The sequence below is a fragment of the Vibrio sp. HS-50-1 genome, assembly GCF_024747315.1.
Classification (GTDB): Bacteria; Pseudomonadota; Gammaproteobacteria; order Enterobacterales; family Vibrionaceae; genus Vibrio; species Vibrio diabolicus.
In genome coordinates this window covers 1-10,986 of sequence record NZ_JAMPZF010000017.1, presented here as the reverse complement: position 1 = coordinate 10,986, position 10,986 = coordinate 1, and the positions used below count along the sequence as shown (strand labels likewise).

Annotated in this window: 13 protein-coding genes; 1 reads left to right on the top strand and 12 read right to left on the bottom strand. The window is 40.2% G+C overall.

Annotated elements, in window-relative coordinates:
• A partial coding sequence (locus tag NDJ01_RS08520) for a hypothetical protein (protein ID WP_258586568.1) occupies nucleotides 1-467 on the bottom strand: 467 nt, incomplete at its 3' end.
• A gap of 308 nt (nucleotides 468-775) precedes the next feature.
• Here NDJ01_RS08520 and NDJ01_RS08510 point away from each other — a divergent pair.
• Complete coding sequence (locus NDJ01_RS08510; protein ID WP_258586567.1) at nucleotides 776-955, top strand: hypothetical protein; 180 nt, start codon at nucleotides 776-778, stop codon at nucleotides 953-955.
• A gap of 925 nt (nucleotides 956-1,880) precedes the next feature.
• Here NDJ01_RS08510 and NDJ01_RS08500 read toward each other — a convergent pair.
• The 11 genes from NDJ01_RS08500 to NDJ01_RS08425 all read right to left on the bottom strand — a co-directional run bounded on the left by NDJ01_RS08500 (nucleotide 1,881) and on the right by NDJ01_RS08425 (nucleotide 10,237).
• Nucleotides 1,881-2,819, bottom strand: a complete 939-nt coding sequence (locus tag NDJ01_RS08500; RefSeq protein ID WP_025630348.1) for a 5'-nucleotidase — start codon at nucleotides 2,817-2,819, stop codon at nucleotides 1,881-1,883.
• Between the two features lie 154 nt (nucleotides 2,820-2,973).
• Nucleotides 2,974-3,651: a hypothetical protein gene (locus NDJ01_RS08490; RefSeq protein WP_258586565.1), complete on the bottom strand. Its 678-nt coding sequence runs from the start codon at nucleotides 3,649-3,651 to the stop codon at nucleotides 2,974-2,976.
• Between the two features lie 282 nt (nucleotides 3,652-3,933).
• Nucleotides 3,934-4,209: a hypothetical protein gene (locus tag NDJ01_RS08485; RefSeq protein ID WP_258586564.1), complete on the bottom strand. Its 276-nt coding sequence runs from the start codon at nucleotides 4,207-4,209 to the stop codon at nucleotides 3,934-3,936.
• Nucleotides 4,210-4,353: 144 nt separating this feature from the next.
• Nucleotides 4,354-5,280 carry a hypothetical protein gene (locus NDJ01_RS08475; RefSeq protein WP_258586562.1) on the bottom strand — a complete coding sequence of 309 codons (927 nt, stop codon included), beginning with the start codon at nucleotides 5,278-5,280 and terminating at the stop codon, nucleotides 4,354-4,356.
• Between the two features lie 143 nt (nucleotides 5,281-5,423).
• Nucleotides 5,424-5,789 (bottom strand): VOC family protein, encoded by a 366-nt coding sequence (locus NDJ01_RS08470; protein ID WP_053317300.1) that lies wholly within the window; start codon nucleotides 5,787-5,789, stop codon nucleotides 5,424-5,426.
• Between the two features lie 122 nt (nucleotides 5,790-5,911).
• Nucleotides 5,912-6,703, bottom strand: coding sequence for a DUF3800 domain-containing protein (locus NDJ01_RS08465; protein ID WP_258586561.1), 792 nt, complete (start codon nucleotides 6,701-6,703; stop codon nucleotides 5,912-5,914).
• Between the two features lie 158 nt (nucleotides 6,704-6,861).
• Nucleotides 6,862-7,296 (bottom strand): GNAT family N-acetyltransferase, encoded by a 435-nt coding sequence (locus NDJ01_RS08460; RefSeq protein ID WP_258586560.1) that lies wholly within the window; start codon nucleotides 7,294-7,296, stop codon nucleotides 6,862-6,864.
• Nucleotides 7,297-7,447: 151 nt separating this feature from the next.
• The gene (locus NDJ01_RS08450; RefSeq protein WP_258586559.1) at nucleotides 7,448-8,224 is read right to left on the bottom strand and encodes a hypothetical protein; all 777 of its coding nucleotides are present in this window, start codon (nucleotides 8,222-8,224) and stop codon (nucleotides 7,448-7,450) included.
• Between the two features lie 149 nt (nucleotides 8,225-8,373).
• Nucleotides 8,374-8,886, bottom strand: coding sequence for a DUF1643 domain-containing protein (locus tag NDJ01_RS08440; RefSeq protein WP_052147616.1), 513 nt, complete (start codon nucleotides 8,884-8,886; stop codon nucleotides 8,374-8,376).
• Nucleotides 8,887-9,041: 155 nt separating this feature from the next.
• Nucleotides 9,042-9,365: a hypothetical protein gene (locus NDJ01_RS08430; RefSeq protein ID WP_258586558.1), complete on the bottom strand. Its 324-nt coding sequence runs from the start codon at nucleotides 9,363-9,365 to the stop codon at nucleotides 9,042-9,044.
• A 113-nt stretch (nucleotides 9,366-9,478) separates the two neighbouring features.
• Nucleotides 9,479-10,237, bottom strand: a complete 759-nt coding sequence (locus NDJ01_RS08425; protein ID WP_258586557.1) for a DUF4145 domain-containing protein — start codon at nucleotides 10,235-10,237, stop codon at nucleotides 9,479-9,481.
• Between the last annotated feature and the right edge of the window lie 749 nt (nucleotides 10,238-10,986).

Genomic DNA, 10,986 nt, shown 5'->3' with positions numbered 1-10,986 from the left:
AATTCTTCTAATGCAGTAACTCTGAAAACACCTCGTCTGTCACACACATAAACCGTTTTAATACAGCTAATAGGAATAGCACACAAACTAGCCGCTTCTAACTTCGGCATATATTGAGTATTCATTCCAGCGTTAATCCAACGCAATCGAGTATCTTCGGCAGAAAGGAATGAACTTCCTAACTTTGATAGATCAATCTCAAACCAAACCGTACGAATCAGGTCAACTTTACATGGAACAAACCTACTAAGGAGCCCACTTGAATGAGAATTCGGAAGACGAAAATCAAACAAGCTGATACCGCCAATACTTCTTACAAACAGTTGAGTAGCACTTCCCCAACGTTTTGTTTCACTTAATTCTGGTTCAGCTAAAATAGCCCCGCACCCAACTATGCTTTTTGCATTTTCAATGCTTGTTGAATGCCAAACTTTGCCCCTCAATTGTGGCGGTACTTTAGTAGTCAAGAATCATTCCTCAAGAAAATCAAAATTTAATCATTCTTTGATATGAATGAAAACTTGATTCGCCTAACGCCCTGTTAAGGTGTGAGCAACGCAATACCGATGCTTCCGCATACCCCTTAACCACTAAACACAACGCATAGTAAAAATGCCACGCGTTGCGAATCACTCTTAAACAGTTTGTTATGCGACTGCTCGCAAGGCTTTAATATTTCCAACACTAGCCACACTAACAAACACAACAACTTGATTTTTAGACTTGAATTTATAACATAACGTTCTGGTGAAATGCCATATTAAGGAAACATTCAATGTTTAATGCAATAGGTAATAGATTATATACAGCTAAAGTCCAGGCTGATATTGGTGCTCAGTTTGACCAAGAAGTCGATGGTTTTCTAAATATATCAGTACGAAAACAAACTTTTATCAATGCTGTTGTTGCCTCCGTCCCTGCTGAAAATTTTGAAGTAGCAAAAAACAAGAAGTAAAAATATTCTACAGTGCTTTAATTTCTCTAGCAGCTTACCTTGCTGAGGTAATGAAAGGGAACATAACCCCGAATAATGAAGTTGAGGCTGCTGTTTGCCTTTGCCTCATAAATAGGGTTGAACGAGTAAATTTAGAGCTCATTAGTGAACACGAACGCGCAATGATTTATTCTGCCATGCACACCTTAGAAGCATTTCAAACAAAATAAGTAAAATGAAGTCCGTTCAAATTGATTATATGAACGGGCTCACTGACGCATAACGCCCAATTAAGGGGTGAGCAACGCTGCCACCCAAACTTAAAGCATTGTGCCATAAACACTTAACTTGAAGTAGAACCAAGAATGCCAAGCGTTGGGAATCCCTCTTAAATTGTTTGTTAGGCGATTTTTCGCACTGATGTTTAACTAACTGAAAACAGATTACCTGAAACCCAAAAAACGACCAAACACCCACTGACTTTTTGTGATTCAAGAACCGCTGAAGTCTCTATATTTCAGCCAAACTTCCAACAACCACGAAATACGAACTTTCAGCAACAAAGCTGCTTTTAAGCCCCAAAACTCCAAGATACAAACCAGCAGCGAAAACGAAAGCCTCGATTAACTTGCCCCTTCCACACTTTAAGCCAGTGAAACTCACCGCCAACCAACACAGGAAACCAATGAGGCAACCCACGAACTTTGGCATGTTTTACGGTTTGAGGGATTCAAGAATTTGAGCCGACAATGCTGAATTGCCGACTTCGAGAAACGAACAGCCAGAGGGAGCAAGAAGAAGAGAACAAAGAACTTTCCTGCCCGTCGCCTAACGCCTAATTAAGGTGTGAAGCACGCAATGACCAAGCCGCCGCATGGCACTTCAACACCCAAAACCACCACATACCAAAAATGCCACGCGTGCTGAATCACTCTTAAATTGTTTGTTAACTGGCTTTGTCTTCGTTTGCCACCCCAAATGGTATATGAACAGAAGGCAATATAGATGAAGATGGTTTCAGATGTAGTTTTTGGTCGTCAAAGAACATATGGGGTTTGAGTATATTTAGTACTTTCGACTTTTCTACCCCACCCATAAAAAATGCTTCGTTCACAGAAATATCCCATGCACGCATTGTATTAATTACTCGTTTATGTGAAGGAGCATTTCGTGCTGTTACGATAGAGACCTTTAGCATGGGTGAATACGTTGGATCTTCGTTCTCTTTTTTAGATTCAAGTTTTTGAATATCAGAGATCCGTTGCAAAAAGTTTTTGAGTGGCCCAGGGTTGTGCGGCACATTTACTAACTCTGATTCATGTGTATGAAAATCTGCTAATTGACCTGAGTTCTGATAAATCCCTTCTGCTTCATCGTCCGCAATCACCCCATCAAAGTCAAAAGCAATCCTTAGCTCCAGATCATCAGTGTCATCTGTAATATCCCCTTTAAGTATTTGTCCTGCAGGATAACCTGCAAGCACTGCTTGGCGAACATCTTGATAGTTTGCGGATAAAAACAACTCAATATCGAATGCAGGTATATAAATATAGGGCGACTTTCCTTGAAGAAAAACTGCTCTGGTCATCCCCAACCCATAATGTTCTATAGAATTCATTACCCGTAACCCTGTATCAGGGTCATTCCGTGAGAGTAGAATAACTTCGACCGGAGGATCTTCAGGGCGTAACTCGTTTAACTTCAATAAACGACGAACAAACGGAAAAGCTACTCCTTTTGCGAGGGGTTCATCCTGCTTTTCTCTTTGGTAATCTCTATAAATATCTTCACCTTGAGACCTAAAAATCTCATCAGAATCTTGTAGATCAAAGAGTGCGCTGGAAGATAATCCAACAACAAGTCTTTTTGTTAAATCATATGGCACTTATAATCCCTCCTGCCAGTTAACGCCCTGTTAAGGTGTGAGCAACGCAATACCGAAGCTGCCGCATACCGCCTTAAACACTAAACGTAACGCATGGTAAAAATGCCACGCGTTGCGAATCACTCTTAAACAGCTTGTTATACCACTGTTTTCGCTAGGTTATTTTACCGGCTGGCTTTCCATACGCTCCAAATAACACGTCTTCTCTTATTTCTTCCCATGGCTCAATATAATTGAAGTGAGAAAAACCTAAAGTCTTTGAAATCGTTAATACTTTGTCAATTACATTTTTAGGTAAGTGCTCTGCGACTGCAACACTCAAAACTTCAGGTTGCTCAGAGTCAGCGCCAAACGTACTTGTATATGAGACACCAAAACTCGACAGTTTACTCTCAATATCACTAACATTTTTTAGCCATTCATTTATACCAAACTTAAGTGAACTAAGTTCAATAACCTGCTCATTGTCTTTCGTAGGAGGCATTAATTGTAACTCCAAACGATTAATTTTGGATAATAGATGCTCAATCTGGGCATCTTTAGCTGGTATCTTAATAACCTCATTGGTTCTGTTATTTAAATAAGATGAATAATAAGAGTCTTCTTGTAGCTCTGGTCGAAACTTTGTTTGAAGTAGAAACAACGCACCAATAAACAATGGGACGTTAATAATAGCAGCTACAGTAAGAGCTCCAGATTGCCAAGTTGTCTGCTCAAGATTGGTCGCCGCAAGCAAAAATGCCGCATCAATACTAAGCAGACCGACTAACCAAGCACCTAATAATTGAATGGGTTTGGTGATACGTTCTGGGTTGATTTTTTGTTTTTCCATAACTTAACTTATTTGATGTATTTAAAACCATTAGTTAAAACTTTACTTGAGTAGAATCGGTGGTATAACGCCCTGTTAAGGTGTGAGCAACGCAATACCGATGCCGCCGCATACCACCTTAATCACTTAAACCAACGCATGGTAAAAATGCCACGCGTTGCGAATCACTCTTAAACAGTTTGTTATACCCGTGCTAGATTTTAGCTAGAATGTTCCAACTGCTATCAGCCAATAGTGCATCAATAACTGCTTCAGCCTCAAACTCAGTGAGTTGTTCGATTTCTACGAACGAAAATAGATATGACAAACAAAAGTTAGAATGTAGGTTTCCCTTGCGTTCGGATCAATTGCAATGTCTCTGTCCACACCACCAACAGCATAATCGTAGATTCGGTCGAACAAGTGCTCGTCTTCAATACTGTTCTGTAAAGTACAATAATATGTACCGCACTCATACAAACGATCGAGACTATCAACCCCAAGAGAGCCACTGTGGAAGTCCTCAATCGCGAGTTCAAATGTATTTTTAACCCTGACCTTCCAGATTTCTACATCCATAACTTCTCCCGTTTTAGATAAAGGGTATAACGCCCTGTTAAGGTGTGAGCAACGCAATACCGAAGCTTCCGCATACCACCTTAAACACTAAAAACAACGCATACTGAAAATGCCACGCGTTGCGAATCACTCTTAAACAGTTTGTTAAGTGTTTTTTTCCACTGCTTTATTCAGACTTCTTGAGACTCTTGCTTGCATAGAAGGACGAGTTAGATCAACTTGCCATTGTAGTATTTCATCTGGACTAGTCATAACTGGAAAAGTTGAGTTCCCCTCAAGCCAAGGCCACATCAAGTTTGCACTAGCCTCCTGCTTGTTTTTCGCACCATTAGCCTCATAAAAATGAACAATGATTTTTTCTGGAACCCGAAGAATTTCAAATATTTTTGGTTTGAAGTATTCAAACAAAAAGCTTGTCCTATCAATTGTTTTTTGATGAATAATATTATTCCTGCACTCTTCTAACGCAATAAAGTGAGGCCAAAACTTCTGTTTGTTCAGCACGCTCGTATTGTAAATATCAGGTAGAATTACGTTCAATTTATCTTGTAACCTAACCCATCTTTCAACAGCTTCTTTACTAAACTGTTCTTTTATTCCTTTGCTGTTAGGTTTAGATATGTATGTATAGTTTTCTGGAATACTTATATTGGCAAAAGCTTCAAGCGCTGTATAACCAAATACTATGGCTGTTTGCATTAGCTCAATATAGTCAGAAACTAATGAGCAATTACTCCACAATTGGTCTACGAACTTTTCTTCATCGGAGGGAATGTGTTTGAGTAGCTGCTCCTTGTACATTACTTCAGCTTTATCTAGCGACTTCCTGCTATTGGATAACAGCAAAGCAATGTTATTTGGCACGAAGTACTCCAGTTGTTTGCCTTTGGAAAGATTGACTTTGTCTGTTTCCTGAAAGGCAACGCTCATGGGGTACTGAGGATGCTCCTTACAATCGACACAGATAGGCTTTAGTGCTCGAATATCTCGATATTTGTAGTTGTCGACTTCTGTACTCACAACGACCATTGAACGGCTAGCTTGCTTTGTTCGTTTATTATTCTTTGCCATTATAACCTCATGAAAACACTTAACGCCGCGTTAAGTGGTGAGCAACGCTACCACCCAACCTAAACCATTGTGCCGTAAACACTTAAGTTGAATTAAACCAAAACTGCCAAGCGTTGTGAATCCGTCTTGAACGCTTTGTTAGGCTACTGATTCTCGGCTATGCGCCACAACACACCACTTGGATCTGTAACGCAAAATTCGAGCATTCCCCACGGCTGCTCAATAAGTTCCGTTACCTTTACACCAAACTCTTTGTTTAGGTTTAGCTTTAGGACATGTTTATACCAGCTTCGAGCATCTTCGACTAAAAGATGCATCATAAAGTTGTTGCTGTGAACAGGTTCGTAGAAATCTTGGAGTAAGAAAGAGCAAGAACCATATTTAAAATAAGCGATACCTTCAAATTCAGATACCATTTCAAAGCCAATAATTTGATAAAAGCGCTTAGAACATTCAAAGTCTTTAGATGGAACAAAAGGCTTTATTTCTACGGTATTCAAGTTTTCCATTTCCATCTCCATTCTGTAACAACTGCTTGTAGCCTAACGCCGCATTAAGGTGTGAGCGGCGCTTGGCTATACTTGAGCGAAGCGAAACTGCCAAGCGTTGCGAATCACTCTTAAATGCTTTGTTAGGTACGTTTAGGAAGCGCATACTTTAGCTCAACAGGCTTAGTTTCAACCTCTCTTACCCCTTGAGTACGATCATGAAAATACCAAATATTGAACTTCCTTTCATGCGGTTTGGTATCGTACCCCAAAGAATCCCACCCTAAATATTGTGCGACTTTTTCAGCGACTTTTAGCTTAGCGGGTGATGTTGCAGCACCTTGAAAAGCACTCATAACGGCACCTAACAGAAAGTCGGAAATTTGAATATTTTCTGATTTCTTTGAGTCTTTTTCGACAACTGACTTAATAGGGTTTTCTCCATTAAAGCTACGGCGAAGAGTTCGGTTAGCTATAATATGAAAAGCTTCATCTGCTTTATCATATCGAGAAGCTATCGGGTCAATTTCAATTCTAAATTCACACTGTCGATTCGAATGAGCTTTTTTAACGGCTGAAATTTTCGTCGTGATTAACTTAGTAAAGTGCTTTCGCATAGCAAGGTCATAATCACCACCATGATATTGCTTGTTCACCATACCCTTTCTGATAACAATACAGTGAAACGCTAACCATTGATGTTTAAAAAACATATCTATCAAATCTGAATAAAATTCAGCATAGTGTTTTTTATGGGCTTTTTGCCACTTAATTTCATCGTGGTATCTATGCTTGTCACGAAGCTCTCTAACCTTTTGAGCAAAATCACCACGTCTTTGATACTTCATCCACAAAGAACCAAATCCGTAATATTTTTGCCCTCCGACACCAGATTCGTCACATGCTACATGCCAGATGAGTTTCCCTTGTTGCACCCCGCACCTCCACAATATTCATTTGTAAACGATAAAGTACCTAACGCCCTGTTAAGGTGTGAGCAACGCAATACCGACGCCGCCGCATACCACCTTAATCACTTAAACCAACGCATGGTAAAAATGCCACGCGTTGCGAATCACTCTTAAACAGTTTGTTATAAGCGTGGTTTAAGCATGTATACGAACTGTTCGTCCTGCCCTGTAACCTCAAAGCCAAACCTTTTGTAAAGTTGCCCTACTCGGTTTCCTTGTAAGCAGCAAAGCTTTATCGGTGACGACTTTTGTTCAGCAAGCTCAATGACAGCCTTTAATACTTGGCTACCAATTCCTTTACCCTGATGTTCTGGTAATAGGAAAAAGCGACCAAAGTACAGATGCTCAGAATGGCACTGCACCAAGTAACTGCCCACGGCGACTCCATCGACTTCGATTATGGTTGGCTTTTCTTCGACCCACTCATTGTGATGAATTTCTCTTTGAACACTTTCGTCCCAACCAAATACAGCTTTGATTGGTTCAAATTCTGCTGATTTCTTAAGTTCGAATAGGAACTCATAGTCACTATTTTCAGCTTTACGGGTTTCGTACACCTAACTCTCCAAACCTACAACTACGGATAGCTTATAACGCCCTGTTAAGGTGTGAGCAACGCAATACCGAAGCCACCGCATACCACCTTAAACACTAAACGCAACGCATAGTGAAAATGCCACGCGTTGCGAATCACTCTTAAACAGTTTGTTAGCTGGCTTGAGAGTCTCGCTTTGTGATTTCTTCTGCCATTGCGGTCATAGTCGCATGTATATCAGCCGCTTCAACAATAAAAGCTAATGCTGTTGCACATTGAAGCTTTGCATTATCAAATATATTAACTCGACCTAAAGAAGTCGGAACATTGTGTGTATCTGGTACATAGTTATGAAAAATACTGGTTTGTGAAGGGTGAACCCACTCGCTAAGTAAATCGTATGCCATTTCGATCTGACTCTGTTTCTCGCCTGAAAACTTCATCTCGTTTTTATATACATCTCTTAATGCGTTCATCACATGCTCACTTGCGGCAAGCATATTTTCAAAACGATACTTAGCTTGATCAGTAAACTGATAGTCGTTTGGGTCATAAACGCCCTTCTTAATTTTTTTCTGTTCAGTTTCTTTTATTCTTGAGCTATTTATAAACTTAATAACTAAATCTAAAGCCTCTTCAGCACTTTCTTTACCCGACTTAGCATTAAGTGTTTTAGCCACTTTGGTCGCCAAAAGCTTTGCAAATGCATGAGTTTCGATCATTCCGCGACTTATCGTACATGCAGAAGGAATTCTATCATTTTCTAGGAGAAATATAGCATCATCAAAAATATCTAGCTGTCTATTAAGGAGACAGTTCGCAAAATTTGAAAGGTGCATTCCTCTATCGTTAGAGTGCGGCAAACCAACCAAGATCCCTTCTTTATGACTCAAAGACTCCCTAGCCTCTTTTGCTAGATTCAACCTTTCCTTATAAACCTTTCTTAACATCTTATACCTTTATAGTTGATTACCGTGCCAGCTAACGCCCTGTTAAGGTGTGAGCAACGCAATACCGATGCCGCCGCATACCACCTTAACCACTAAAACTAACGCATAGTAAAAATGCCACGCGTTGCGAATCACTCTTAAACAGTTTGTTAGCTAATAGCTTTATATGGCTTAGGTTTAGGATAGTCTTTAATCTTCAACCTAGAAGGGTGTCTACCACTCCCATCAGCATTGTTGCTAATGCATAAGTACTGTTTATCAGGATATTTCCTTATTATTTTTTTTACGACCCTGATGTAACCTTCACCAGTTGCAACAACTATTAGATTATGCCGAGCAACAGCTTCATTTATGAATTTAGAGTTTATTTCTTCCGCCTCTTTTGAGGGCTGAATATTATCGGAATCGGAAGAATAAGAAGGGTGCAAGTTAACTAATTCAAAACCACTCCATCCCCACTGAACAGAAAGACTAGTAATATTCGCTAATGTTTGGTCATACATTAGCTCATCTGCGAATGAGGGGTTTTCACATATAAATAATGCCCTAGGTTTTAACTCAGACTCATCTTCCCAATACTTGGATAAAAGAAATCGGAAACCTCCGCAATTTGATACAGAGCTTGTTGTTTTTACAACACTACTCTTTTTTTGAACTTTCATCGTGTTCCTTCAGTAAACTGCTATTTGCTAACGCCCGCTTAAGTGGTGAGCAACGCAATACCGATGCTACCGCATACCACCTTAATCACTAAAATCAACGCATGGTAAAAATGCTACGCGTTGCGAATCCGTCTTAAAGCGTTTGTTAGAACTATCTATTTAGGGTCGTAATTTGCGTGCGGCCATATTTCGTTAATTTCATCGGCTTGCTGCTCAGCACTGAATCGCTCCCACACTATCCCATTCACGTCTTTTTCTTCACTAAAATCTTTAGCCGATGCGTCTTCCCAACCTAAGTGCCTTAGTTCACCAGGCTGGCACTTTGAGTCTTGTCGAATGGAAAAATTAAGTGACTCAGTTCTCCATAAAGCATATTCATTTGCGACAAAAGAGCATGGTTCAGCTCCTAGGCGCTTACTGTAGTCTTTGATAGATTTTTCGATTGAATCTGTTGCAATAGCTATATGTAATTTGTTCATGAATCTTCCTTGATTGTTCTAACGCCGCATTAAGGTGTGAGCGGCGCTTGGCTATACTTGAGCGAAGCGAAAACGCCAAGCGTTGCGAATCACTCTTAAATGCTTTGTTAAGTTTATTTTTTCGGACGCAATTCTTGCTTATTGGGGTTGTGGAAAAAGTCTATATTTCGCACTGAAAACTCCAATTCTTTAGGCATGTCTTCACCCAAGTATAGTTGTTTCAATACTGCTTCAAACACCATAATTGCTTGAAATACTACGTTTTGAAAAACGCTATCACCAGAGTGGCTTGAGTCATTACCTAGCCACTTAATCGACTCAAGCGCATTACCACATTTTCCATGAACTTTTCCTAATTTCTTAAATCGTTTTAACCGCTCTTGAAGCATTACTAATTTAGGTTTGCCTTTAGAGTTGAGTATAGGAACACCATTGTTGTGCTCATGGTCGTCGATCCCTTGATAAGTCATTAGCTCTTCAACAGCAATACGAAGCTTGTTACCACATGATGAAGAGTCAATCCAAAAAAGAGAAAACACTTGTTCTAATGTGCAACGAATATCTCTCGGGTATTTCTGGTTCAACTGAAAAATATTAGGGGCTGGATTAACATAAGTCGGAGTGTAGAGCATTTCTGGTGCAGCCTCTCCATCTGAATATAACTCACCCATCATAACCATGACACCAACCTCTCCACAGTCATCATTCTGACAAAGCAAATCGGTGCGGAGCATCGCTCTTGTATCCCCACCAGTGCGAACTTCAGACTGCCTGTTACTAACTTCACCAACAGGAAGCATATCCTCTTGAGAGCAAGTCGGACAAACATATGATGGAACTTGCTTTTCTGAATATAAAAAACCTGGTTTCAATTATCTAACTCCATAAACTTAACGCCGCGTTAAGGGGCAGCAACGCGCTACCACCAAACTTCATTGACCACCGTAAACACAAATGCCAAGATTGGAACCAAATTCGCCACGCGTTGACTGTCCCTCTTGAACGCCTTGTTAACTTATTACTTTCAATACTTTAAGCCTGATCACTGAGTGATTCTACAACTGAAAAGTGAAAATTTCCCTGGAACCACGCCAAACTTTGAACTGGCTTGAACTTGAACCATTAATGCCATCCTGAGAGTCTCACGGAAATTCACCCACCGATGCTTGGATTGGAATTGCTATTTTCGCCGCTCACCATTGCCAATAGCGCCAACTAAAAACCAAGAACCAAGAACCAAGAACCACTTTCACAACTTTTGACGCTGTCGCAAGCAACTTAAACAAGCACGTTGGTTGATGTGAAAATCAGATTTCAAATTGGCTTTAAGACTCTGTTTTGTATGCAGTAAGTTAACGCCGCGTTAAGGGGTGCCGGCACGCAATACATAAGCCTCTGCAAAGCGCCGTAAACACTGAACCCAACGCATGCTAAAAATGCCACGCGTGCCAAATCCCTCTTAAACGCTTTGTTATGTGCTTAACTGCACCTTATTGATTTTTAACCAAAATGACTCTTGGCATTGATTCGTAAAGTTCTTTCTCTTGGGCGCTACATTTAAAAAGCCAGGCTGTTCTGTTACTTCATATGAAATCCAGCACTCCTCACAAACTGCTTCCGG